This window comes from Flagellimonas lutimaris (assembly GCF_051494225.1).
Lineage (GTDB): Bacteria > Bacteroidota > Bacteroidia > Flavobacteriales > Flavobacteriaceae > Flagellimonas > Flagellimonas lutimaris_A.
Map to the genome: position 1 here is coordinate 150,402 of NZ_JBNPYE010000002.1, position 25,935 is coordinate 176,336.

23 protein-coding genes are annotated in these 25,935 nt (G+C 40.1%); 10 read left to right on the forward strand and 13 right to left on the reverse strand.

Translation table 11 applies throughout. The features are described 5' to 3' along the window. Positions 1-3: 3 nt before the first annotated feature. From ACQQ5U_RS05925 to ACQQ5U_RS05940, 4 genes are read right to left on the reverse strand one after another with little or no spacing between them, the layout of a single operon-like run. The gene (locus ACQQ5U_RS05925; protein WP_437396060.1) at positions 4-1,053 is read right to left on the reverse strand and encodes a hypothetical protein; all 1,050 of its coding nucleotides are present in this window, start codon (positions 1,051-1,053) and stop codon (positions 4-6) included. 2 nt (positions 1,054-1,055) lie between these two features. Further along, positions 1,056-2,744 (reverse strand): DUF6909 family protein, encoded by a 1,689-nt coding sequence (locus tag ACQQ5U_RS05930; protein WP_437396062.1) that lies wholly within the window; start codon positions 2,742-2,744, stop codon positions 1,056-1,058. Between the two features lie 49 nt (positions 2,745-2,793). Beyond that, entirely contained in the window at positions 2,794-4,293 is a 1,500-nt protein-coding gene (locus ACQQ5U_RS05935) for a GH3 family domain-containing protein (protein WP_437396063.1), read from the reverse strand. Continuing rightward, complete coding sequence (locus ACQQ5U_RS05940; RefSeq protein ID WP_437396064.1) at positions 4,294-5,163, reverse strand: M23 family metallopeptidase; 870 nt, start codon at positions 5,161-5,163, stop codon at positions 4,294-4,296. Positions 5,164-5,329: 166 nt separating this feature from the next. Here ACQQ5U_RS05940 and tatA point away from each other — a divergent pair, with 166 nt between their 5' ends. The 3 genes from tatA to ACQQ5U_RS05955 all read left to right on the forward strand — a co-directional run bounded on the left by tatA (position 5,330) and on the right by ACQQ5U_RS05955 (position 8,227). Continuing rightward, entirely contained in the window at positions 5,330-5,527 is a 198-nt protein-coding gene (tatA, locus tag ACQQ5U_RS05945; protein ID WP_100816759.1) for a twin-arginine translocase TatA/TatE family subunit, read from the forward strand. Between the two features lie 217 nt (positions 5,528-5,744). Beyond that, positions 5,745-7,805 carry an OmpA family protein gene (locus ACQQ5U_RS05950; RefSeq protein WP_437396065.1) on the forward strand — a complete coding sequence of 687 codons (2,061 nt, stop codon included), beginning with the start codon at positions 5,745-5,747 and terminating at the stop codon, positions 7,803-7,805. A 251-nt stretch (positions 7,806-8,056) separates the two neighbouring features. Continuing rightward, a complete protein-coding gene (locus ACQQ5U_RS05955; RefSeq protein ID WP_437396066.1) occupies positions 8,057-8,227 on the forward strand; it encodes a DUF6747 family protein in 171 nt (56 codons plus the stop codon). 77 nt (positions 8,228-8,304) lie between these two features. Here the strand turns inward: ACQQ5U_RS05955 and ACQQ5U_RS05960 are convergent, their stop codons facing one another. From ACQQ5U_RS05960 to ACQQ5U_RS05970, 3 genes are all read right to left on the reverse strand, one after another. Further along, positions 8,305-9,306 carry a DUF4837 family protein gene (locus tag ACQQ5U_RS05960; RefSeq protein ID WP_437396067.1) on the reverse strand — a complete coding sequence of 334 codons (1,002 nt, stop codon included), beginning with the start codon at positions 9,304-9,306 and terminating at the stop codon, positions 8,305-8,307. 12 nt (positions 9,307-9,318) lie between these two features. Continuing rightward, entirely contained in the window at positions 9,319-10,920 is a 1,602-nt protein-coding gene (locus ACQQ5U_RS05965; RefSeq protein ID WP_437396068.1) for a LysM peptidoglycan-binding domain-containing protein, read from the reverse strand. Between the two features lie 118 nt (positions 10,921-11,038). After that, complete coding sequence (locus ACQQ5U_RS05970) at positions 11,039-12,229, reverse strand: phosphoglycerate kinase (protein WP_437396069.1); 1,191 nt, start codon at positions 12,227-12,229, stop codon at positions 11,039-11,041. A gap of 182 nt (positions 12,230-12,411) precedes the next feature. Here ACQQ5U_RS05970 and ACQQ5U_RS05975 point away from each other — a divergent pair, with 182 nt between their 5' ends. Genes ACQQ5U_RS05975 through ACQQ5U_RS05995 form a run of 5 tightly spaced genes read left to right on the forward strand, consistent with a single transcriptional unit; the run spans position 12,412 to position 15,235 of the window. Continuing rightward, complete coding sequence (locus tag ACQQ5U_RS05975; RefSeq protein WP_437396675.1) at positions 12,412-13,563, forward strand: ATP-binding protein; 1,152 nt, start codon at positions 12,412-12,414, stop codon at positions 13,561-13,563. 13 nt (positions 13,564-13,576) lie between these two features. After that, positions 13,577-13,972 carry a DoxX family protein gene (locus ACQQ5U_RS05980; RefSeq protein WP_437396070.1) on the forward strand — a complete coding sequence of 132 codons (396 nt, stop codon included), beginning with the start codon at positions 13,577-13,579 and terminating at the stop codon, positions 13,970-13,972. Between the two features lie 13 nt (positions 13,973-13,985). Continuing rightward, on the forward strand, positions 13,986-14,441 hold the full coding sequence (locus ACQQ5U_RS05985) for a hypothetical protein (RefSeq protein ID WP_437396071.1): 456 nt from the start codon (positions 13,986-13,988) through the stop codon (positions 14,439-14,441). A gap of 8 nt (positions 14,442-14,449) precedes the next feature. Next, positions 14,450-14,632, forward strand: coding sequence for a hypothetical protein (locus ACQQ5U_RS05990; protein WP_437396072.1), 183 nt, complete (start codon positions 14,450-14,452; stop codon positions 14,630-14,632). A gap of 21 nt (positions 14,633-14,653) precedes the next feature. Continuing rightward, positions 14,654-15,235 carry a DUF7010 family protein gene (locus tag ACQQ5U_RS05995; protein WP_437396073.1) on the forward strand — a complete coding sequence of 194 codons (582 nt, stop codon included), beginning with the start codon at positions 14,654-14,656 and terminating at the stop codon, positions 15,233-15,235. Between the two features lie 55 nt (positions 15,236-15,290). Here the strand turns inward: ACQQ5U_RS05995 and ACQQ5U_RS06000 are convergent, their stop codons facing one another. The 6 genes from ACQQ5U_RS06000 to ACQQ5U_RS06025 all read right to left on the reverse strand — a co-directional run bounded on the left by ACQQ5U_RS06000 (position 15,291) and on the right by ACQQ5U_RS06025 (position 23,198). Next, a complete protein-coding gene (locus ACQQ5U_RS06000; protein WP_437396677.1) occupies positions 15,291-15,797 on the reverse strand; it encodes an OmpH family outer membrane protein in 507 nt (168 codons plus the stop codon). 242 nt (positions 15,798-16,039) lie between these two features. Continuing rightward, complete coding sequence (locus ACQQ5U_RS06005; protein ID WP_437396074.1) at positions 16,040-16,870, reverse strand: class I SAM-dependent methyltransferase; 831 nt, start codon at positions 16,868-16,870, stop codon at positions 16,040-16,042. Beyond that, complete coding sequence (locus tag ACQQ5U_RS06010) at positions 16,848-17,393, reverse strand: hypothetical protein (protein ID WP_437396075.1); 546 nt, start codon at positions 17,391-17,393, stop codon at positions 16,848-16,850. Before ACQQ5U_RS06010 ends, ACQQ5U_RS06005 begins: the two co-directional genes overlap by 23 nt. 96 nt (positions 17,394-17,489) lie before the next feature. Then, complete coding sequence (gene mnmG, locus ACQQ5U_RS06015; RefSeq protein WP_437396076.1) at positions 17,490-19,358, reverse strand: tRNA uridine-5-carboxymethylaminomethyl(34) synthesis enzyme MnmG; 1,869 nt, start codon at positions 19,356-19,358, stop codon at positions 17,490-17,492. A 2-nt stretch (positions 19,359-19,360) separates the two neighbouring features. Beyond that, positions 19,361-19,780, reverse strand: a complete 420-nt coding sequence (ybeY, locus tag ACQQ5U_RS06020) for an rRNA maturation RNase YbeY (protein ID WP_437396077.1) — start codon at positions 19,778-19,780, stop codon at positions 19,361-19,363. Further along, complete coding sequence (locus ACQQ5U_RS06025) at positions 19,773-23,198, reverse strand: hypothetical protein (protein ID WP_437396078.1); 3,426 nt, start codon at positions 23,196-23,198, stop codon at positions 19,773-19,775. The genes ybeY and ACQQ5U_RS06025 overlap by 8 nt, the downstream gene beginning before the upstream one ends. 165 nt (positions 23,199-23,363) lie before the next feature. On the opposite strand from ACQQ5U_RS06025, the gene gltX reads away from it, so the two are divergent. Both gltX and ACQQ5U_RS06035 read left to right on the forward strand, forming a co-directional pair. Further along, positions 23,364-24,860, forward strand: coding sequence for a glutamate--tRNA ligase (gltX, locus tag ACQQ5U_RS06030; RefSeq protein WP_437396079.1), 1,497 nt, complete (start codon positions 23,364-23,366; stop codon positions 24,858-24,860). A 93-nt stretch (positions 24,861-24,953) separates the two neighbouring features. Beyond that, on the forward strand, positions 24,954-25,886 hold the full coding sequence (locus tag ACQQ5U_RS06035; protein ID WP_437396080.1) for an SPFH domain-containing protein: 933 nt from the start codon (positions 24,954-24,956) through the stop codon (positions 25,884-25,886). Positions 25,887-25,935 lie beyond the last annotated feature (49 nt).

The window sequence follows — 25,935 nt, forward strand, 5'->3', positions numbered from 1 at the left end:
GCTCTATTTTCGATTATAGGTCTTTAAATACTTGTTTACTTCAAGCAACGCCAAAACTCCAAACACCAATACCAACAGCAAAATTGGAAGTTTAAACTTATAACTGTTCCAAATTCCCTTCACTTCCACTCCTCGGGTTGGGAAATCGCTGATTACATTGATGATGGTCGATTTATTGGCTCTTTCTTCGTTCAATTCCACCAGTTTCTCCTTTAATATGTCCTTTTCCTGAACTAGGGCAAGTTCACGCCCTTTGGACTCCCCCCCTTCTGCCAAATTAATATTCGTTCCCTGCATGGGTTTGTCCGCCTCTTTCACCAAAACAGTCCTATATAAGCTTTGGAGGGAATCTATTTCTGCCAATTGGTTCCTGTAGATAGTATCTTGGAGAGCTACATTTTCATCATTGATTCTTTTCTGAAGCTTGAAGTATTCATTCACGGAAATTGAGTTGATAATAGCTGGTTGCGCTTTTTTGGCCACTCTATTATCCGTGCTGATCAAGGAAATTTGATGGAACCTCGCATCCATAGAATTAAAGTTTTTTAAGTAATTCTCATAGTCAATTGCCTTTACCGTAGTGGTGTCCAATTCACGGATAAATTGATCAAAAAGCTTAATTTTCTGATTTTCGTCAGAATACGAATCTGTGAAAATTTCTTTAATGGAAGCTGCTTCGTGATCTGTTATGTTCAATGCAGTTGCTAGGGCCACAGAGTCTTCTGCCTCCGCTAAATCATTATAAAAGGCAATGTTGTTATACAGCTGTTGAACGCTATTGAAATTGGGTTCGACCACCATTTTGGAAATGTACTTCTCAGGAATAATTTGATCCAAAACAAATCCTCCAATACCTCCTATAATTATAGCTGCTCCAATAAAAATGATGTTCTTTTGAACAAAAAGGAGAAACAATATTAAAATGTGGAAAATCCCTTTAAAAATGCTGCCGATGAAATTGAAGAACTTTTGAAAGCCCCTTCCTATCATTTGGAACAATTGCCCCAAATCGATTTCATCCGAATTATTCTGATTTATTGGTTGGTCCGCCATACCTATGAATTGAATATTTGTTTTAAAATTCTGTCCGTTATCAAATATGTGGGTTTTACCCCTGTTGTTCCCAATCCACCTGAAGCCAACGTGCTTCCGGTCTCCAAGGGATTATCCGATGCATAGTACGCATATCGCACTTGCACATCTTTTTTAATGCTTTTTCGTATTTGGGATGCCGATTGTATTGCTTTTTGATAATGTACCCCTTCCATTTCCAATCCTATCACATTCCATGTGGATTCGTGGAAAAACTGGAGGATGTCCCTATTTTGTAAAGACGTTCCCAAAACAGTCACCATGGTGCCCTCCATTACCTTAAGGCCATACCCTTCAAAATCGGAGCCGCACAATTCGTTTTTAAAGGGGTAATTGTCTGCTGTACCTTCAAAAATATGTGCTGAAGGAATCATCAAGTCTCCCTTGCCGCCTTCCAAAATTCCTGCCTTTCCCATAATGGAGACGGAATCTACATTTAGGAAAATTTTATCCCCGTCATCTTCCAAAGGTTTCAACAACTCATCTATGGTTTCATAAGCTTGCTCCCCAAAAGCATAGTCCATCACAAATATAACGGGTTTTTCTTCCGGCAGCATATCATCCGGCAAGGAATAGCAACAACTCTGCTTTCCGAATTTGGCCGTATCAAAAATCTGAACATCGATATTGGCACCAGACTCATCCTCCAAGAAAATCATGCCGTTGTTTTCAGCATGGCTCTTTACCTTTTTATTGAGTGCTTTGTGCTTCTCGGAACCCAAGGCTTCATAAATGTCCAACGATTCTTTATCCGGAAACTCTTTGGCCAATGCCTTTTTGGCAAACAACGAGTTCATCACACTATGCATATTGGCACTGATTATGTGAAGTGGCCTATGCATTAAATTATGTTGCTTTAGGGTTTTCTTGATTTTGTGGGCCCACTTTTCTCCGTGAATGTGGTGTCCTAATCGCTCCCGCAAAAGTGGACTGAATGTTATCGTCCTCTTATTGCCCGTGGTCTCCTCTTCTATGGCCAATTTGCCCAACCAATAAATCACGTTTAAAAAGCGGTCGGGGTCTTCTGTAGTCTTCAACTTGTTTTCAATTTCCACCACCTCATCAAAGGTTCTGCCTAAAATATTGGCACAGTGGATCAAGGCAACTTCCCTTTCCTCATCATCCTTTTCCTCGGAAAGCACAAACTCTGTTAGCCTGTCCCAATCCCTAATGGTGGCATTCCCATCATCAACCAAAACTCTTCTGGATATTTTACCAGATTCAACAAACAAAAAAGTGAGATGGGTTAGAATATCATAGATATCACTTCGGCCACGTGTAATCTCAATGTTCATCTGCTCATCGTCTATACGATAACAGTTTCTTCTTCTTTTTGGGGGCACAATGGCCTTTAGATGTGATTTTGCAAAGCCTTCGTCGGAAGTCAAATTGATGAAGCGACATTCTTCTATTCCTTCCGGTAGTCTTTCCAAAACATAAATCAATCCATTGAGTTCTGCCTTGTCCTCCGCAATGGTCCCATATATTTCGGGCCTTAGCAGTAAAAGCGCACTTCGGAGCGCGTTGCCGGAAACACCCGATGGTTTGTAAAATCCACGGTTTAGCAAATGACGCATAGTGATATATAAACGTTCAATCGCGTTTGTGGATTCCTGTGCTCTGGTTGTCTGTTTTACTTCTGTTGCCATCATAACTTCTGGCAAAATAAGTGAATTCCTATAAAAGTTGGACCGTTATAAGTCAACTAATTTTAAAGGGTTGCAGCCCATCCGCGAGTTTACGGTCGTTGGCAAGACGTTGCACCTTGTTCTGGCCGCCCAGTTTACCAATGGATTTCATATAATCTTGAAAACCATTTGGTTTGATGCTACTTATTTTTAAAGGCTGAAGAATGTGCCCATCGATCAAATCAAAATAGTAGCTGTTCTGCTTTTTCATACTCTCCTCGATAATTGCAGCGAATTTTGCCATGTCTGATGGCTCCCGTTCAAACTCGATGAACCATTCGTGATATGGAAGTTCTTCGCCTTCGGGATTAGTCTGGGGAGCTACGGTAAATTCATTGACCAAGGCATCCGTCCGCTCAACAGCCAATCGTAAAGCTTCCTCTACCTCCTTGGCAATAACGTGTTCCCCAAATGCAGAAATAAAGTGTTTTATCCTTCCCGACACTATAATTTTAAAGGGGTCTTTAGAAATAAACCGAATGGTATCTCCTAGATTGTATCCCCATAATCCGGCATTGGTAGAGATAACCATGGCATAATCCACATCCAATTCAACATCGGCAATGGTCAATCGCTTAGGGCTTTCATCAAAAAACTCATCTGCTTTCACAAACTCATAAAATATACCGGCATCCAATAGCAAAAGCATTCCCTTTTCCTTTTGGGAGTTTTGATAAGCAAAAAAGCCTTCACTAGCGGGGAAAAGTTCAATACTGTCTACTTTTCTGCCAATCAAGTTTTCAAATTTGGCACGATACGGTTCATAATTCACCCCACCATAAATAAACAGTTGAAACTCTTTGAAAAGTTCGCCTACTTTTTTTCCAGTTTTGGCATTGAGCTTTTCAAAATACATTTGCACCCAAGAAGGTATTCCCGCGATAACGGTCATGTTCTCCTTTTCAGTTTCCTCAACAATTTTGTCCACTTTGGTCTCCCAGTCTTCAATACAATTGGTTTCCCAACTCGGCAATCGGTTTTTTTGGAGGTAATTGGGCACATAGTGCGCAGATATTCCTGAAAGTCTCCCTAACTTGATTCCATTCTTTTCTTCCAAAACGGGACTTCCCTGTAAAAAAATCATCTTTCCATCCACGAAATCCGCATTACCCGTTTCATGAATATAGTTTAGGATGGCATTACGAGACGCTTCAACCTGATTTTTTATCGACGGTTCGGTAATGGGAATATACTTGGCTCCTGATGTAGTACCAGAAGTTTTGGCGAAATAAATTGGTTTTCCAGGCCAAAGCACGTCATCCTTCCCTTTTATAATTTGCTGAACATAACCCTTCAACTCTTCATAATCTCGAATCGGAACCCTTTCCACAAAATCTTGATGGGAACGAATGGTATCAAATTGATGGTCTTTGCCGAAAACAGTATCCGTAGCTTGGGCGACCAGTTGATTGAATACCCTTTGTTGGGTACGCACAGGCTCGTTCACCCACTTATCGGTCTTTTTGGCTATTCGATTCGCAAATATTTTTGCTGCAAACGCTTTTATGGACATTTAGTTAAAATCAATATAGTTTTGGGGATCTACCGGTTTGCCCTTTCTCCAAAGTTCAAAGTGCAAGTGTGGTCCTGTAGTAAGTTCTCCCGTATTTCCAATCGATGCGATTACTTCTCCGGCTTTTACGATATCTCCTTGAGATTTGCTCAAAGAACCGTTGTGTTTATATACCGATGTAATACCTTCTTGGTGCTCAACAATGATAACATATCCCGTTTCAGTGGTCCATTCTGCAAAAAGAACAGTCCCATCGGCAATAGATTTTACAGGTGTTTCTCTTGGGGCGACCAAATCAACCGCATAATGCTTTGTCCTTTGGTCAAATCCTTGTGTTACGGTTCCGTTGACGGGAGAAAAGAACAACGTTCCCAAGTTTTCCACATCCCTTTCAAAGAGATTGTACTTGTCTTCCAGCTCCACCTCTTCCCTCAAAAGCAAATCTTGTCGAATTGGTGTGAGGTCCACTGTAGATGGATCCAATTTATATTGTTCAAAAAGAGAATCACGATTGGTTTGGTTGTTCTCAATATCACCCCGCAAAACTTTTCTAACATTATCCAAATACCTATTGGTATAATTTAGGACCGTGACCAAAGAATCCGTTTTGTATGTTAGGTCAGTGGCCTGTCGTTTTAATTTTGTGGATGAATATCCTGGGATGTATTCCCTAAGAGGGGTAAACGCAATGATCAATGTGGTAACACCTATCAAAACAATAATAAACATGGTTCCTGTAACGAATACGTTTAGTCTGTTGAGTTTAAACGATATCTTTTCTTCAAAGGTGTTTTCGTTTAAGATTACCAAGCGATACTTATGTAACAGCTTGCGCCTTATCTCCTTTCTTTTCTTTTTGTCCTTTGCCATGATGAACAAAGATAGTCTTAGATTTTAATATGCGTGTTAAGCTTTTTAAAAAGCTGAAGCCGATAAGTTCTTAAAAATCATATTCAAATGCTAATTTTCGTTAATCGAACATAGTCTTCCACATCTTTTTAGTACTTTTACATTTCTAATTAAAGGTTTTGATGATATGATTGCTCAAACTATATTTCTAGGCATGTTAGGCCCTTGGCAGATTGTTTTAATCGTTGCCGTAGTAGTTTTGCTTTTCGGAGGAAGAAAGATTCCAGAACTTATGAGAGGCCTTGGAAGCGGAATCAAAGAATTTAAAGACGCAACCAAAGAGGACGAAAAATTGGAGGGCGGAAGTAACGAGTCGAAATCCTAATCGGATTTTATGGGCTGAAAACCATAGTGTTTTAAGTGGTTTTTCGACCAACGACAACATTTTTTCAGCGTTCAACGTCGCAAATGCGCCCTTTCACAACAAAAAATTATCACCCCACTTACCTTATTCTACTTTAGCGGTTACAACTAAACTGTTAAGCCCCTTATGCTTAACCTCCAAATGAACAAAACAGTTCATTTGAGCAGATGGAGTGGTAATGAAAAGACTGATCTTGCTTTTTTTCTTTTTATGCTCGTTTGGGACATATACCCAGGAGCTTGCCCTATCCAATTATGGAGGGGAGGTTGCATCGTCCAATACAACACAGAGCGGCATAGACAATACACCTAGTGCTTTTTTAAAGTACCTTGACGGACTAAGTAGTAAAAAGCTCCATAAGTATCTAAGTAAAAAAGGCGTTACAGAAAAGCTTATTCAAAAAGGAAACGAATATTTCGGTAAAATGTGGTATGCCGAAGCTGCCCGGGTTTTCGATATTGTCCTTGAAAAAACAGATGCCAAACATACTTTACAATTGCTTTCTAAAGCAGGAGACTCCCATTACTACAGCGGTAATCTTGAAAAGTCCTACAAGTGGTACAACGAGCTTTACCAAAGCTACAAAGATGAAATTCAGGAGGACACCTTCTTTAAATACACCCAAACCCTAAAAGGAACCGGGAAATATAGAAGAGCTGCTACATTGACAAAAATCCTGAGACAAAAAAGGGATGAGCCCTTGAAGGAACTAAAGCAATTAAAGGTGAATACCTGGAAAGGGGCAACTACAGTGAAAATCAAAAACCTTGGAATCAACTCCAAGTATTCGGATTTTTCTCCCATGTTCCATAACGGCACCGATATTGTTTATGCATCAGCAAAAGATTCTTCAATTTTTACCACCCGCCGCTATCGTTGGACCAATCAACCTTTTTTGGACCTGTACGTAGCCAAGACCAAGAATGAAGAGGGGGATTTATTTGGGTCCAAAAAATTCTCCAAAAAGATAAATACTAAATTTCATGAAGCTTCCTTAGCATTTTCCCCAGATCAAAAAACCATCTATTTCACAAGAAATAATTATGGCAAAAGATTGAAAAGGGGGAAAAATGGAATAAATCACTTAAAGATTTATCGTTCTAAATGGAAAAATGGAGAGTGGACCGAAGCTGTGGAGCTTCCGTTTAACAGTGAAAATTATTCCACAGGCCACCCCACAATCAGTGCAGATGGCAAAAAAATGTACTTTGTTTCCGATAGACCGGGAGGTTACGGGGGAACAGACATCTATGTGGTTGACATTTACGCAAACGAAACGTTTTCTGAGCCAAAGAACTTAGGAAGGACCATCAACACCGACGCAAAGGAAATGTTTCCATACGTCACAGAAAATGCCCTTTATTTCTCCTCCGATAGATCTATGGGCTTTGGAGGTTTGGATATCTACAAATCGGATGGTGCTGACGAGATGTTCAGTGTAGGTATTAATTTAGGGAAACCTATCAACAGTAATCGGGACGATTTCTCCTATATAATAGATACAAAGGGTGAAAGAGGATATTTTGCCTCCAACCGTAAAGGCGGCAAAGGCGACGATGATATTTATTCCTTTAAATACACGCTTAACAACAACGCTATTGATGGTACTGTCGAAAATATGTCCACAAGCGAAGCTATAGCAAGGGCAAACATTTCTTTAATCAGCAATGATGGTCAATTGCTCAATGAGGCTTTAACCGATAGCACCGGTAAATATGCGTTTAAGTACCTAAGTCCAACCACGGGCTATACCGTAGTGGCCAAGAAAGATGGGTTCTCCAACGATACCTTATTACTGGAAACCAAAGAAAACGAAGGAATAAAAGTATCTCAGTACTTAAAAAAACTAGTACGGATTGACGACGAAAAAGCTATTGTTGACATATTTGAGCCCAGCGACGTGTACTTTAATTTTGATAGTTATAAAATTACATCCCGTTCTGCCCAAGAATTGGACAAACTTATTGCTGTTCTAAAAGAAAATAAAGAGCTATCCTTAAGAATTGAATCCCATACCGATGCCATTGGCAGTAAAGCTTACAACAAATACTTGTCCGATAAACGGGCCAAAGCAACAAAGGCTTATATTGTTTCTGAAGGCATTGACCCTTCAAGAGTTTTAAGTGCTGTTGGCTTTGGAGAAGAACGATTGCTCAACAATTGTTCGGATGGAAAACCATGTGCTCCAGACCAACACAGGTTAAACAGAAGGTCGGAATTTATTCTTGTTTCAGAATAAAAGATATAATCCTAGGCCTATTTTTGGATTTTTCCTTTCTTTTCCTCACTAAATTGCAGTTCATCGATATTTCCAAGCGACCAACTGTAAAAAGAAACATGCAGTTTATCGATTAAACCAGTGTCCTTGCGGACATTTCGTTATTACCAATAACTTTCACCCCATTTTATCGGTCTTTTATCAGGTTGGTTCTTCATTGCTCCTCAGAAAGTAAAACCTTTGTCTTGTCTTTGAATCTTAAAATCATACTTATGAAAAAACTATTACTCGTAAAAGAAATTTATTTGGAGGGGTTCCGAAATCTAGGACACTTTCTTTTAGAAAAATACTTTAAAATATTCGCTTGGTTCAGCTTTATCCTGTTCTTTATTGTGCTTTATGCCTTTGTGTACAGAATAGCTACGGGTTTTGCCTTTGACTAACATCCTATGCTTTAATTAACAAAAAAGCCCAGAACAAGATGTCTGGGCTTTTTTGTTATTATTTACTTGTATTTGCTCTAATCGGATGAAGGGGTAGGGGAATCAAAATCAACCGTTTTTAATATCGCCTCTAACTCGAACATATAATCCCTTTTAGCTTCGGAAGGGGCAAAGGTAAATCCTTCTATCACCATCTTTCTATTGTTCTCTTTATCGTTGATGATATAGGTTAAGAACGGGCCCGCCATCGGGTATCCATGGATTTCCCAAACACCTTTTACCTCAGCTGCCTTTTTACCTCCTATTTCCGCAGGGAAAACATACGGAGCAAAAGCTTTCTCGGTTATCATATAGGTGTTCTCATAAGGTCCTGGAATATATTTTTGCCCAATGGAGTCTCGCATGCTAACAATATCCTCTACAAATGTGGAGTCATTACTGAAATAGTCCCATGGCACTTCATAAGCAACGATGTTCATGGTACCCTTTGGAATCTGAATATCCATCCAAACGAAATCGCCTTCCCTTCTTCCTACTTTGTAAAGCGATGGAACATCAAGATGTATCCCAAACTCTTCTTCCAAAGCCTTATCCTTGCTCAAAGAGCGCTCAAAACGCTTCTGGGCCTCGGCAATCTCGTTAGCTTTGAATTCCTTTATGGCCCTCGGCGCCAACGAATCCAAGTTTTTGATCATAACCTCCTCCGTAAGCCCCGTAACCACCGCAACCTTTTGTGGCTTTGAGTATGCATCGTCCTTTATATGGGCCAAAGAAGTTGAATCTTGTTCTACATATAAAATAGATCTGGAATGGGTGGTTGTCCCTTTAAAAACCTTCGGGGGTACCTGTGTAATGGTAAATTTGGGCTCGATTTGAGGCAAACCAATAATCCGAGCAGCAAATTCGTCCCTTATCTTTTCCCCTACTGGTCCCCTCCAAAGTTCGGTGTCCATAACTACCATCAAGGAATTGATGCCTCCCGTGGAAGGTGGCAAAAACTTTTCGTTTGAGCCTGAATTCTTACAAGCTCCCAATGCCAACAAAGCCGTGGCAATCAATAGTGTTCCTAATTTTTTCATCTTGCGTTAAATTTACGAAGAACAATCGCACAATTTTAGTTTTGTGCCTGGTTTTAGGTTATTCCCGCTAATACCGTTCCATTCTCGTAAGTTTTCAATGGAAACTCCAGGATATTTTTTCGAAATCGTCCAAAGGGAGTCTCCGGACCTGACCGTATGGATCTTGGAACCACTTACCACACTTCCAGAAGATTTAGAACTACTGCTCTTTGTAGTATTCTTTGCTATATAGGGTTTTCTTGGAAATATCGTTAAGCGCTGGCCTACTCTCAAGTTGTTGCTTCGAAGCCCGTTCCATCTTTTTATTTGACTTACCCCAACACCATATCGCTCTGCAATCTTGCCCAAGTAATCGCCGCTTCTAACTCTATATCTAATTTGGTCTTTTGCCGCTACCATATTTGGTAAAGGTTTTTCCAATGAGTCCAACTCCTTTTTCACAAATGCATAAATCTCTTCTTCATTGGACACGAACTTCCCGATTTTGGATGTTGGCAGTCGCAAAGTATAGTTTTTACCTTCTACTTTGGGAATAATGTTAAGCTTATAGGCCGGATTCAACATTTCCAGTTCCTCGGTGCTAATGTCTACCAACTTGGAAATTTGGTCAAAAGTGATGAGGTTTTTTACATGAACCGTATCCGTTTCAAAATATGGGCGGTCTGCTTTTTTGTATTGGAGTCCATGTTCCTCTGCATACTCAAAAATATACATCGTCGCTAAGAATGCTGGAAGATATCCTGCTGTTTCACGTGGAAGAAATGGCCTAATATTCCAATAGTTCTCATATCCTCCCGAGCGTCGAATGGCTTTGTTTACATTTCCCGGGCCTGAATTATATGCTGCCAAAGCCAAATCCCAATCGCCAAAAATATCGTAAAGTTTTGAAAGATATTTACTCGCCGCCTTAGTGGCCATGATAGGGTCGTGTCTTTCGTCTACATAACTGCTCACATCCAACCCGTACATTTTACCTGTACTGTACATAAACTGCCATAGTCCCTTAGCACCTACTCTAGATCTTGCTTTGGGGTTTAGTGCAGATTCCACAATGGCCAAATATTTAATCTCCAACGGAATGTTTTGGTTGTCCAGTTCCTGTTCAAACAACGGAAAATAAAATTGGCTGGCTGTAATCATACGCTGCATCAAATCTCTTCTTCGCGTTAAAAAAGATTTGATGACACTTTCCAAGGATGCATTATAGGTGATATTGAAAGGGGTCTTTTCATTCATTCGAACCAAACGCGCCTTAAGTGTGTCCGTTGGTAAGTCCACAACAAAAATGGAGTCTTGTTCAGGACCGTTCTGGATTTCCAACAACATATCGCTAAACAAATCTGCATTGCTGTGAAGCTCGTTCAGCCAAAGGCTGTCGTACTTCCATGCCTCATCCAAATCGCGCAATCTAAACTTACCGTTCTCCGGCGTTTCCAGGGCCATCAACTGACCATCAATTTTAACATTGGATACTAAAATAGTCGGCTTTTCCTTTTCTTGAACAGAAGTGGAATCTTTCTCCAAAATAGGCGCAACATCTTCTTTTTGCGCACTTACATGAGAAACTACGGACATAATTGCCGCACAAACAACTATTTTCAATTCTTGGTTCATTTGGACAAGGTTTGATTTTTGGGGTAAACTAAAATGGTCTTTTTTTCTGAGATAGTAAAGCCCAAAGATAAAATTATCCATCTTTTAACGTTTCCCCCAATAACTCACAACGTGAGACTTAGCCCAATATTGCAGCGATGCCCGGCAAGGTTTTCCCTTCCAGGCTTTCCAACATGGCACCACCTCCCGTGGATACGTAGCTTACTTTGTCCTCGAATCCGAATTGCTTTACCGCAGCAACGGAATCTCCTCCACCTACCAAAGAGAATGCCCCGCCTTGGGTGGCTTCATCAATATAATTACCTAAGGCAATGGTTCCCTTGGCAAAGTTTTCCATTTCAAAAACACCAACAGGACCGTTCCACAAAATAGTTTTGGATGCCAGAATCACTTGTTTGAAGATTTCCAAAGTTTTTGGGCCAGCGTCCAATCCTTGCCATCCGTCGGGGATTTTATCCACATCAACAAATTGGGTGTTTGCACCATTATCAAAGTCATCGGCCGCCAAAACATCTACAGGTAAATATACTTGTACGTTTTTGGCCTCGGCTTGTTTAAGAATGTTCAAAGCCAGCTCCATTTTATCATCCTCGCAGATGGAATCTCCTACTTTACCGCCTTTTGCCTTCACAAAAGTGTAGGTCATTCCACCTCCTATGATCAGGTTGTCCACTTTGTCCAATATATTTTCGATAATGGTGATTTTTGAAGATACTTTAGCCCCACCCAAAATTGCAGTTACGGGCTTTTCCCCTGTTTCCATAACTTTGTCAATTGCCTTGATCTCTTTGGCCAACAAATACCCAAAACATTTGTTCTCTGGGAAAAATTTGGCCACAATAGTTGTTGAGGCGTGTGCACGGTGAGCAGTACCAAATGCATCGTTCACGTAAATATCTCCATGTTTGGCCAATTCCTTGGCAAAGGACTCATCACCAGCTTCTTCTTCTGCGTGAAAACGAAGATTCTCCAACAAAAGCACCTCACCACTTTGCAATCCGGCAACGGCTTCATCAGCCTTGGCTCCTACACAATCTTCTGCAAATTTTACCTGTACACCGATAATCTCGGATACGGTTTCGGTGATGTGGGAAAGCGACATATCTGGATTTACCTTTCCTTTTGGTCTTCCCATATGACTCATTAAAATGGCAGACCCACCATCTTCCAAAACTTTGAGTATACTAGGTTTTGCAGCATCAATACGGCTGGTGTCGGTAACGTTGAAATCGCCATCCAATGGTACGTTGAAATCAACTCTGATCAATGCTTTTTTTCCTTCGAAATTAAAATCGTCTATCGTCTTCATGTAGTGTGCTCTTTTTTTGAGAGCCTCAAATGTAAAGATTTCCTGCTTTTTCCATGGTTTGAGAGGCCTAATATTTTAAAGTTTTGTGGTTTTTAACCTTTTCGGTTTGATATGTTAAACCAACAAGTGATTGCAAGAGCGTTCCCTGCAAAACTTCAACTCTTAAAATGTATCTTTGGAGCATGCTTTTTAAAAATGTTTTAGGGCTCGAGCATATCAAAAACCATTTGGCAACCACTGCGGAAACAGGTCGTGTGGCCCATGCGCAATTGTTTGTGGGTCCCGAAGGCTCTGGAGTGCTACCCATGGCTTTGGCCTATGCACAATATTTGCTCTGTGGTAATACCAGTGGCGAAAATGATGGCGAAAACACTGTTTGCAATACCAAATGCAACTCCTTGACGCATCCAGACCTTCATTTTGCCTTTCCGGTGTCCAATTCGGATAAAGTGAAGTCACATGCCGTGAGCGACCATTATTTAGAAGAGTGGCGGCAGTTTATAAAAGAACAGCCCTATGGTAATCTGTTTGATTGGTACCGACACATCGGCATTGAAAAAAAGCAAGGCCAAATCGGGGTTGACGAAGCCCAGGACATGGTTAAAAAGCTATCGTTGAAATCTTATGAAGGGGGGTATAAAATCCTAATTGTTTGGATGGCCGAAAAAATGAACACCTCTGCTGCCAACAAGCTCTTAAAACTTATTGAAGAACCCCCGAACAAAACCGTATTGCTTTTATTGGCGGAAGATGAGGAACAAATCATCAATACGATTCGATCTCGCTGCCAAATTTTGAATTTTCCGCCTTTGGCGGAGCAAGTCATTACCGATGAGCTCTTGCTCAAAGGTGTTTCTCAGACCGAGGCGCTCACCATTGCCCTGGAGGCAAACGGTAATTTTAACAAGGCCCTAGATTTATTGAACAAAGATTCGGAGGACCTCGTCTTTGAACGTTGGTTTGTACAGTGGGTGCGGAGCGCTTTTAAGGCCAAGGGCAACAAAGGGGCCATACAGGAGTTGATTTTATGGAGCGAAGAGGTGGCCAAAACCGGGCGCGAAGTCCAAAAAAAATTCTTGAACTACTGTCTCACCATGATGCGGCAAGCACTATTGCTAAATTATAATGCAAATGAGCTTGTGTACGCCAAAGTACATATGGAGGGTTTTGATCTGAAGAAGTTCGCCCCTTTTGTACATGAAAACAATATTTTGGATATTGTAAAGGAGTTGGAGCAGGCAATTTTTCACGTGGAACGTAACGGAAATTCCAAGTTGATTTTTACTGACCTCTCTATTAAACTTACGCGGCTTCTGCATGCAAAAGCTGCTTAAATAAAAACTTAACATGAACAATTTATTTACGAATGCCATAGAAATTCTACTACTGGTGTTTTTGACCATCACTTTTTTACAGAGCGGAATAGATAAGATTTTAGATTGGAAGGGCAATTTAGAATGGTTGACCGGACATTTTGCGAAATCTATTTTTAAAGGAACAGTTCCTGTGCTCCTCAGTATTATTTTGGTGCTTGAAATGCTCTCTGGAATTCTCTCTGGTGTAGGTGTTTTTCAATTTGTCATTGATGGGGAAAGTTCTTATGGTTTTTACGGGGCGATACTCGCTGCCATTACTTTATTAATGTTGCTGTTGGGACAACGTGTTGCCAAAGACTATGCAGGGGCACAAACCATTGTTGTGTATTTGATTCCCACAGTTTTCTTGTTGTATTTGATGCAATAAAATTATTCTTAACATGATTCTTGAGCCAAACCAGAGACCAAAACTTTCCGGTAAAACCAAAGATTCCTACAATCAATTTGAACGATTGATTCTTGAAATCAGGAAAAAGAAACTGCCCGAAGAAATAGCGTTTGTCATCAACAGGCATATAACGCAACTGAATTCGGTCGAGGATATGGGCAAAACATTGCGGAACCAGATTCGAAAAGAGCAATCCAAAATTGTTGGTTTACTTGCTCAAAAACTAAAAATTGTGCCCATAAACTACTTCAGAAAAACTTGGTTTGTTCTTGGCATGACAGTTTTTGGCCTTCCCATTGGTGCAGCATTGGGAGTCAGTTTGGGCAATATGGCCTTTTTGGGCATCGGTTTGCCTATTGGAATGTCCATAGGACTTGCCATGGGTACACGAATGGATAACAAGGCCAAGGAAGAGGGCAGACAACTAGATATTGAACTTAAAATGTAACTGAAATCTTGTTTGGAAAAAAAGCAATTGCACCTTTGGTGCTCATCCTCATCAGCTTGGTTCTATTTGTTTTCAATCCTTTTGAATTAGAGAAAAGCAATAGTGCCATATGGGGCATGATCTCCAACATTCTGTTGATTGTGGCCATGATTTTTGTTATGGTTGGAAACAAGAAAAAGTCAAAAGAATAGCTATAACTTATTAATCAAAAAATGAACAAACAACTACAACAACTTGACACATCATCCTCCGTGAAATCTTTTTCAAACGCCCAGGCAAATCTTCGCAAAGGCTATGCCGATGGTGCTCTTGGGGTTTTAGCTTCGGGAACGGTTTGGATGGTGGCCGCTTTGGTGGCTTTTTTGGTTTCTTCACAAGCAGCCATATGGACCTTGTTTTTTGGTGGAATGCTCATTCACCCGTTTGGTCTTTTATTGGCCAAGCTTATGGGTATACCGGGAAGTCATTCCAAACAAAATCCATTGGGCAAACTTATTATGGAAGGGACCATATTTATGCTTATGTGCATTCCTTTGGCATTGCTTCTTTCCTTACAGAACCATGCTTGGTTTTTTCAGGGCATGTTATTGATTATCGGTGGAAGATATTTAACGTTTAGCACGCTCTACGGCATCAAAACGTATTGGGTTCTAGGGGCGGTTTTGGGCGCTGCGGCATTTGCCCTGTTCTTTTTTAACGGGAGTCCGGCAATCTCTGCCCTGTCCGGCTCGATGACAGAGATTGGTTTCGGAATTTTTCTTTTTCTATCATACAAAAAGAACCCGTCACAATAAACAAAAAACCCACTCTAAAAGAGTGGGCCTTCAAAATCTAATTATTGTGTCGCGTTTAATTCTCGTACTTGTCGTTCAAAATCTTAAGGATGGCATCGGTCACATCTTTGGTATCGTCACCATAGATCACCGAACCTCCATCACCACCTCCTAGAATGTAGGTGTATCCATTGGCTTTACCATATTCCTTAATCTCTTTTTTGACCTTTCTCACCAATGTGTCCATTTCTGACTGGCTGGTCTGTTGCAATTGTTGTTCTTCTTGTTGCAATTGCTGACCCACAAACTGACCACGTTGTTGTAATTGGGCATATTCCTCTTGTGCATTTTTCTGGGACATTTTCTGCGCCTTGCTCTGGAATTGTTGTAACTCCATCTGGAAAGCTTGTGAAATACTGTCCCTCTTTTTGGTCATGGCATCAGCTCTTGTTTTGAACCTGGCCTCCACATCAATTTTCTCTTGATACTCATCCATAATTCTAACGCTGTCCACAAAAGCAATTTTGTTTTGCTGACATGCCATGGCCGTGATGGCAATAGCAAGCACTACTAATTTTTTCATCATTTACTTTTTTTCGATGGGCAAAAATAGAAAAGCTTTTGGAATGGTAGCCATTAAGTTTTTATGATGTGAAATTTGCCCCAAAAACCTTTAATAAGAAATTCTTATGAAGTTTGATTAAATTCATTGAACAAATTTATTTTGCAAGCGTTTAGAAACGGGGTTTTTTGAGCCCTTCTCTTTTGTTTGGCACAATTGCTCGTCTTACGTCCGTTTCTGTCCACAAACAGTTTTAAAACGGCTTATTTCTTATTTTTAAGGATGTATATCAATGAAGAGTGCTCTTTGGTAAAGGTGGCCAGAAGATTGGACCACAAACCAACAAAAAATGCGCTGACCAAGTATAATTTGTTTTCCTTGTATTTTTCGGATAACATGGAAACATAAAAAGCATCGAACCACATGGGTTTAATTTTGATGACCTCGAATTGATGCGGTGCAAAAAGTTTTGTGATTGCTGTTTTTGAAAAATGCCAAAGGTGTCTCGGCACATCGAAAGCTGCCCAATGGGATTTATAGTGTTTAGCATCAAACGATTTAAAATTGGGAACGGCAATGATTAAAACCCCATCATCATCCAAAAGATTTACCAGTTTTTTTATCTGTTCCCCCAAATTCGGTAAGTGCTCCAAAACATGCCAAAGCGTAATAGCCTGAAACTTCTGTCCAGATACATCTTCCATGCTTGACAACAAATGTATTCCCTTTTCCCCTGCGAGTGTTCGAGCTTTGTCATTTGGTTCCACGCCTGTTACCTTAAAACCAGAGTTTTTAGCCGTAATCAAGAAATCTCCCGTTCCTGCTCCCAAATCAAGTAGGTTTTTGGGTTTATCTATCTGATTTTCAATAATTTGAATCTTATTTTTAAGATTTTTTGCCTTAAACAACTGATACAGCCGGTCTGTAAAGGAGGATTTGGAGTCTGTATGGGAAATATAGTCCTCACTTTCATAATAAGGAGCTAAGTTTTGGGGTTCCGGTTTGGTCACGAGCATTTCCAAATCCTCATCCCAATATAATTCGAACTGTTCTCCGGAAACGGAAAAGTCTTTAGTTTTTAAAAACAATTTCATTGTAATTGTCGGTTGCCAAATATTCGTTTTTCAATTCCCGAAGATAGGCTAAAACAATTTCCCTTGAAATGGAATTTTCAGACAAGCAATCTTTTTCGGTATCGCTAAAAACTTCCATTGCAATATACCAATTTCCGGTTCGTGAGGAATATGCGTCTTCCAAAATAGGATCCATATCCGCAGTTTGATTTAACATCACATCAAAAGCCATTGGAATTAAATTAATGGTCTTGGTTGGAATCTCAACCTCATAAAATGAAAAATAAAAAGCTCTATCATCAATATAAAACGGGACCTCTACATCTACATAATAATCTTTGAGTTGAAATTTTGTGTTGATATAGCTATAAAATTCGTTGGCGTCCTTTGGATCCTCAAAAACAAAAACGGTCTTTTTTGGAAGTCCCCTTTTGAATCGCTTTCCCTTAGTCAATTTGTAATCCTTGATGTTTGGAGCAATACGAATTGGAATGCAAGAATTCAAAAAAAATAAAACAAAAATGGCTAATAAAGTTCGTTTCATTTGGCGTAGTGTTATCTCAAAATCACTTCAAAAATTGAGCCATTCACTCACTTACACAAAACAAAAAACTGTGTTCCACGTGGAACAGTTTTAAATTTATCTGCCTAAATAAACTAGAAGGACACTTATATCTGCAGGGGAAACACCACTAATTCTAGACGCCTGTGATATGGTTACGGGTTGAATTGACTTCAACTTTTCCCGTGCTTCATAGGACAAGGATTTAAGCTTGGAGTAGTCAAAATTATCAGGAATGCGAACATTCTCTAATCGCTGAAGCTTATCGGCATTCGTTTTTTCCTTCGCGATATATCCAGAATATTTTACCTGAATTTCTGTCTGTTCCAAGACTTCGGAATCCAAATCATTTTCTTTCACAAATTCGGAAACAGCATCTAATTGAAGCATGTGATCCATGGTTACTTTTGGTCTAGAAAAGACCTTGAACAACTTATCGGATTGATTCACCAAAGATGAATCCAAGGATTCCAAAATAGGGTTGATTTCGTCCGTAGTGAAGCTCGTTTTTTTAAAGAAGTGCACAAAACTATCCGACTTTTTCATCTTCTCCTCCATCCTTTTGAGGCGTTCTTCCTTGGCCAAACCAATTTCATATCCCTTTGGCGTAAGTCGTAGATCAGCATTATCCTGACGCAATAAAGTACGGTATTCTGCTCTGGAGGTAAACATTCGATATGGTTCCTCTGTACCCTTGGTAATTAAATCATCAACCAAAACACCGATATAGGCCTCATCCCTTTTTAGAATAAAGGGCTCCTTTTCATTGATTTTTAAGTGGGCGTTTATGCCTGCCATCAAGCCCTGCGAAGCTGCTTCCTCATATCCAGTTGTTCCATTGATTTGACCAGCAAAATATAGGTTGTTAACCAATTTTGTTTCGAGCGTGTGTTTTAATTGGGTTGGTGGAAAATAGTCGTATTCGATGGCATAACCGGGTCTAAAGAACTTCACATTTTCAAACCCTTTTACAGATTTCAAAGCTTTGTATTGAACATCCTCGGGCAAGGAAGTCGAAAAACCATTAACATACATTTCTACCGTATCCCACCCTTCGGGTTCTACAAAAATTTGATGGGAATCTTTGTCCGCAAAACGATTGATCTTGTCTTCGATAGAAGGACAATATCTTGGTCCGATACTTTTGATTCTTCCGTTGAACATTGGCGATCTGTCGAAACCCTCCCGGAGTAAATCATGAACCAATTCACTCGTATGTGTCATATGACAATCACGCTGTGTTTGAAGAACTGGGGTGTTTAAATAGGAGAATTTTTCGGGGTGGTCATCACCGGGTTGAACAATCATCTTAGAATAATCCAAGGACCTACCATCCACCCGAGGTGGTGTTCCCGTTTTCATTCGTCCACTATCAAAACCCAATTGGACCAATTGCTCGGTAATTCCTGTCGCGGCTTTTTCCCCGGCTCTTCCTCCTCCCAACTGTTTTTCTCCAATGTGTATTAACCCATTCAAAAAAGTGCCATTTGTAAGCACCACTGATTTGGCACGGATCTCCAAACCAAGGCTAGTCTTGACACCTACAACGCTATCCCCCTCTATCAATAAACCGTTAACCATTTCCTGATAGAAATCCGCATTCGGTGTATTCTCCAAAGCCATTCTCCACTCCTCCGCAAAACGCATTCTATCATTCTGCGCTCGTGGGCTCCACATTGCTGGCCCCTTGGACTTGTTCAACATCTTAAACTGTATCGCAGACTTGTCGGTAACGATTCCACTATATCCTCCAAGTGCATCAATCTCACGTACAATTTGGCCTTTTGCTATTCCGCCCATTGCAGGATTACAAGACATTTGTCCAATAGTTTGAAGATTCATTGTAACCAACAAAGTGCTGGAACCCATGTTGGCGGCAGCAGCAGTTGCTTCCGCCCCAGCGTGTCCACCTCCAACAACAATAACATCATATTCCTTTTCAAACATACCTATGGTTCCACGTGGAACATTTTAATTTTCTCCTCTTCCTTTTCTCTCATTATTCTCTTCTCCTCTTTGGACTTGTCACCAAATCCAGCCAAATGAAGAACACCATGACTCATAACTCTCCTCAATTCATTTGAGAACTCTACATCATACTTTCTAGCGTTATCTTCAACCCTGTCCGTGGATATAAAAATATCGCCCGAAATAGTGTTGCCATCCCTATAATCAAAGGTGATGATATCAGTAAAAGTATCGTGATTTAAATACTCCTTGTTAAGCTCCAAAAGGTATTCATCAGAGCAAAAAATATAATCTATCTGTCCGGTAGAAAAGCCTTCAGAAACTATAACCCTATTTATCCAATCGACATAGTCGGATTTGTTTTGGATTACCAATTCACTTTTAAAATGAAACTCAATCATTATCGAAATAAACCTTTACTTTTTTCTCAAAATTTTGCCGCAAAGGTAAAGCTTGTCTATTTAATATTTCAATGCTATTCTGGTAATCTTGAAGTAGTTCAGGTTTTGTGGTGATAGGATTGCTAAACCGATTTAGGTTCGTACTACTTTCACGCTCCTGTTTCTCACCTTGTTCCATTGATGCGTTTTCTAACTTCAGCAATTGGTGCTGAATGTTATTGGCTTTGCCTCGCGTGCCTTCAGTGATTCCGTTCTCCAACAAATCATTCTCAAAATCTTCCATTTGTCTAATCAGTTTTTCAGCTAAATTCCGGTCCGATTCCCGCATCATATCCTCCAACTGTTTCTCCAAATTCTCGCGCAAAAACTGTTGCTCCTTATAAATCTCATACACCTCATTAAGGTCCATTTCTTCCAATCCGTTCCCACCAGACTGAGAACCGTTTCCATCTTCACCTCCGCCTTGGGTGCCCTGTCCTTCACCATCTTTGCCTTCTTCCCCATTCTCGCCTTGCCCCTCATTTCCTTTTTCTCCCTCCTGTTTACCACCCTCTTTAACGCCTTGTTCTTCTCCTTGACCTTGAGATTGTTTACCCTTTTGACCGGAGCCATTCATTTTTTCTTGAATGCCCTGTTGTCCCTTAATGATGTCGGGCAATTGAAAATCCTGGCTCTCACCTTGACCTTGTCCGGGACTCATGTTCTGCTGCATATTATCCAAAATATTAGCCAAGAAATCTGCCAATGCATTGGTGGAATTAATAACATATTGTTGGTAAGAGGCCCCTTGGTAAATTTGATTCTCCGCAATACTCTCCAAAGATTTATCAATGTTATAATAGACCTCGGTAATTTGTTCATTTACAAATTCTGAAAGCTCGGCCCTCCGCAATGAAAGTGAAAACAAACTATCATCCACGTGCTCGAATAACCTTCTCAGGTTTTGTTGATCCTTAACGGTGCGAGAAAACTGGGAGATGTCTACATCCGCACTTTGAATATTATCAAACAGCTTCTCCTGTTGGAAGGAAAAAGTAACCAGATTATCCAGAATCTGTCGTAACATCTCGGCATCTTCCGCGTCGGTTTCACCACCGCCCATTGAACTGGACTTCATAGATTGGGTCATTTCCCTCATCTTCTGTGCGGCTGACTTTTGTTTTTTGGATGCATTATTACGGGCTTCTTCTCTCTCCTTAGATTGTGAAGATTCTTCCATTCCTTGATGCTTGTTGATTTCTTCCAACGCATCCTGCTGATCTTCTTTTACAGCTTCTGTTTTATTTTTATCTGTATCTAAATCCAAAGGCTTCTGAAGTTCCTTATTGTCCTTTTCCAATTCACGGATATCCTTTTCCAACTCATTAAATTGGGCATTTAATTTCTTCTGCTCTTTGTCACTAAAATCTTGGCCCAATTTTAATTCGGATAATATTTCTTGTCTTTCTGCAAGTTCATCCAGCTCCTTGGATATTTGTGACGCTTTTTCGGTAACATAATATCGCTTGGTCAATTCCAAAATTTGTTCCAGGTTCCTAGTATTTTTACCTTGGTTTTTACCTAGCTCTTCCAACCGTTTTTGAAGATCTTCCTTGTCTATTTTGTCAGCAATTTTGTTTAGTTCTTCTAACAACTCCGCATTCTTTTTGGCCTCGGCTTCCTGTCGCTCCAAACGTTCTTGAAGCATCTTCTTCATCTCTGAACCTTCAGCATTATTATCCATGCTCTTATTCAAGTCTTGACTAAACTTCTCCATCAGCTCCTCCTGCATCTTCTGCTGTTGCAAAAAGTTTTTTATCTGATTCTTATCCTCGAAACTTAGGGACTTACCTTCCTTTTGAACATTATTAATTTTAGATAGCGTTTCTTCTTGCTGTTTTAAGTATTTGAGGGATTCCTCCATTTTGTTCAAAGTAGAGTTTTGGAACTCTAACTCCTTGTTATTTAACTCATTATCATTATACAGGGATGCGTCAAAAACAGCACTTTTGGTAACTTTTCCCCCTTTAACACCATCATTATCAATCACTTCGAAGTAAAGTTTATATTTCTTTCCTGGCTGAAGGTTTAAGCCTGATGGAAAGGTATAATAGAACTGATAAACATTTGTGTTGGGCGTTTCCAGTGTAATTCGTTGAACATTATTGACATCATCGGAGGGATAACTGACCAAGCGAATTTCCTTAAGTCCATGATCATCTGCAGCTTGACCAGCAAAATAGGATTGGTTGGGATTTAATGAATCCAACACCTGGTCTACATGAACGGTTGCCTTCGCATCCTTAATGACATTCAATCGATAGGCCAACTTTTCAAAATCATGAACCCGGTCGTTGGATGTGCTGAGCTCATAATCAAAATCATTAAACAAACGTTTGGAATTAGAAAACACATTGTCTTCTTTATTAAATAAAAGTGTCGAATCTGCAGTAATCATTTTAATTTGGTCCACGTGATCACCTTGAATCTTCCAAGTCACTTTAGTGCCTTCTGGAACTTCGGCATTGCCCGTTCCAGTAATCACCTCTGGTATCAAATTAAGATATTTTGGGTACTCCAACTTCAAAGCAAAATCAACCAACGTTGGTGTTCGATAGCTATTAATGGAATAGCTTCTGGAGTTCCATCCATTGGCAGTCAAATAAAAGGATGCTTCCGGTACCGGCGCCTCAAATTTATACTCATAGAACTCCCCTATTCGTTGCATTAACAATTCCTGCCCATTTACCATCATTTGAACATTGTCGGGGCGAACTTCCCCCACAGTTTTTACCTGAATTGTTAGCGATTGATTGTCCAAAACCTCCAGTTTTTTATTCATCACCTGGAAGGAAAAAGGTGCTGGTCGTTCATAGGCCATGTCATAATGCATCACCCTTTGGTGCGAATTGAAGAAAGAAACAACATCTCCAGTAATCCAAATAAAGGTAAACAAGACCACAGGAATTAAAACATACTTTGCATACCTATAACTGTCCTTAAAATTAACCGCTTCAGCGAAAGGAACAGGTCCTAAATTAGAAGCGCGTTGTTCAATACTGGCCATCAACAAATCGGACTTCTTTTGGTTTTCGGACAACTCCAATAGATTAAGCAACTTGTCATCAACATTCGGAAAATGTTTACCTATTAGTTGCGAAGCAGCTCTATTATCGATTCCGTCACGAATCTTAAATAGATATAACAAAGGAACAGCGATATATCTATATAAGAGATAGAGTTCCACAACAAGAAACAGGATGAAAAGGGTAAGCCTCCAAGACTCATTCAACCACAAAACATATTCAAAGTACGTAATGACCATCCAAAATACCGTTCCCATGGTCAAAAACAGAAAGATCCCCTTTATCAATTGTTTGGTGTAAAACCGTTTGATAAATTGCTCTAGTTTCTCTATTATGTTCTGATATGCGCTCAAAATGGGGTATAATTACCGCCAAATTACCTGATCCGTTGGAAATCAACAGAAAAATTTTGTTAAACCTTGATATATCTACCATTGGCCACTAAACAAAAGACAGTTGAGAAAGACTTTTCAGTTCATTGGCGGCAATGTATCTTTGCGAGATAATCAAACCCTATTATGAGTCAAAAAGTACGTGTTCGATTTGCACCCAGCCCAACAGGCCCCCTACATATTGGTGGTCTCCGAACCGCCCTGTTCAACTATTTGTTTGCCAAGAAAAATGGTGGTGATTTTGTACTTCGCATTGAAGATACGGATCAAAACCGTTTTGTAGAAGGTGCAGAAGAATATATTATCGAAGCCTTGAACTGGTGTGGAATTCCTTTTGATGAAGGACCTGGCAAAGAAGGTGATTTTGGACCATACCGACAAAGTGAGCGCAAACAATTGTACAAATCCTACGCCCTGGACCTTATAGAAAAAGGCAAAGCTTATTACGCTTTTGATTCCGCAGAAACTTTAGACCATCATAGAAAAGATCACGAAGCCAAAGGGAAAACATTTATATACAATTGGCACAACCGATTAAAGTTGACCAACTCCCTCTCACTTTCCAACGAAGAAGTCAAAGAAAAAATAGCTGCGGGCGAAGATTACGTAATTCGTTTTAAATCTCCTGAAAATGAAGAGTTGATTTTAAATGACATCATCCGTGGCGAAATAAAAATAGATACCAATATTCTTGATGACAAGGTTCTCTTTAAAAGTGATGGGATGCCCACTTACCACCTGGCCAATATTGTGGATGACCATCAAATGCAGATTACCCACGTTATCCGTGGTGAAGAATGGTTACCGTCTTTAGCTTTGCACAAATTGCTTTATGATGCATTTGGATGGGATGCGCCCGAATTTGCACACCTACCATTGATAATGAAACCTGTTGGAAAAGGAAAACTGAGCAAACGTGATGGCGAAAGAGGAGGCTTTCCCGTATTTCCGCTCACGTGGAACCAATCCGAAGGCTATCGTGAAGCAGGGTTTTTCCCTGAGGCCGTCGTGAACTTCTTAGCACTATTGGGGTGGAACCCAGGTACGGAACAAGAGATTTTTAGTCTGGAAGAATTGGTGGACACCTTTACCTTGGAACGTGTAAACAAGTCCGGTGCCCGTTTTGACCCAGAAAAAAACAATTGGTATAATCAGCAGTGGCTTCAAAGAAAAAGCGATGTCGAACTTGCCACAATGTTTGCTGCTGAACTCAAAAAGGAAGAGGTTTCTGCAGGGCCTGATTACATAGAAAAGGTAGTGTCGGCCATTAAAGAACGTGCAACTTTCGTAAAAGACTTTTGGGATTTATCCGATTACTTTTTCCAAGCACCTTCGACTTACAACGAAAAGGCTGTAAAAAAACAATGGAAAGAAGGTACTCCCGAAATTATGGAGGAAGTGGCATCAATCCTAACAACTATTGATGACTTTGACTCCGAAAAAATAGAGGAAACGGTAAAGGCGTGGATTGGGGAAAAAGAACTTTCCTTTGGAAAAGTAATGCCTCCGCTCCGTTTGGTCATCGTTGGAGATATGAAGGGTCCCCACCTATTCGATATCATGGGTCTTATCGGTAAAGAAGAAAGTATAAACCGCATTAAAACCGCCATTGCCCAGCTTTAGAAATTTATAGAAGTGTAACATTATTTGACGAATGGCTACTAATACTATGGCCAAGTTTCGTAATTTCCATTTCTAACATAAAATCTAAACACTATGGGCAACTATCTTTTTATACCGATTGCGTTTATAGCACTCGTTATCCTTTTCAAGTTCTTTTTTATTGTAAAACAACAAACGGCTGTTGCGGTTGAACGTTTTGGTCGGTTCCACAGTATTCGAAATTCCGGTCTGCAAATGAAAATTCCGATTGTTGATCGTATCGCTGGTCGATTAAGTCTTAAAATTCAGCAACTTGATGTAATCGTTGAGACCAAAACTTTGGACGATGTATTCGTTAAACTCAAAGTATCTGTGCAATATGTGGTTATTCGCGAGAAGGTTTATGAAGCATTCTACCAATTAGAATATCCGCATGATCAGATTACCTCTTATGTTTTTGATGTGGTCCGTGCCGAAGTCCCAAAAATGAAATTGGATGATGTATTCGTTAAGAAAGATGACATCGCTATTGCCGTTAAGGCAGAGTTACAAGATGCCATGCTAGATTATGGTTTTGATATTATAAAAACATTGGTGACGGATATTGATCCCGACTCCCAGGTAAAAGCCGCCATGAACCGCATTAATGCTTCGGAAAGGGAAAAAATTGCGGCCCAGTTCGAAGGTGATGCACAACGAATCCTAATTGTAGAAAAAGCAAAGGCCGAAGCTGAGAGCAAAAGATTACAAGGACAGGGTATTGCAGATCAGCGTAGGGAAATTGCACGTGGTCTGGAAGAATCTGTAGAGGTTTTGAACAAGGTTGGCATTAATTCCCAAGAAGCTTCGGCCCTGATTGTGGTTACTCAACACTATGACACCTTGCAAGCCATTGGTGAAGAAACTGATACAAATCTAATTTTGCTGCCTAACTCTCCACAAGCTGGTAGCGATATGTTGAACAATATGGTAGCCTCCTTTACGGCAAGTAATCAAATTGGCGAAGCGATGAGGCGCAAACAGAATGAAAAGGATTCTGAGGCTTAGACCAATAATTAATAAAAAAAAGGCTCCTTTTTGAGGAGCCTTTTAACTT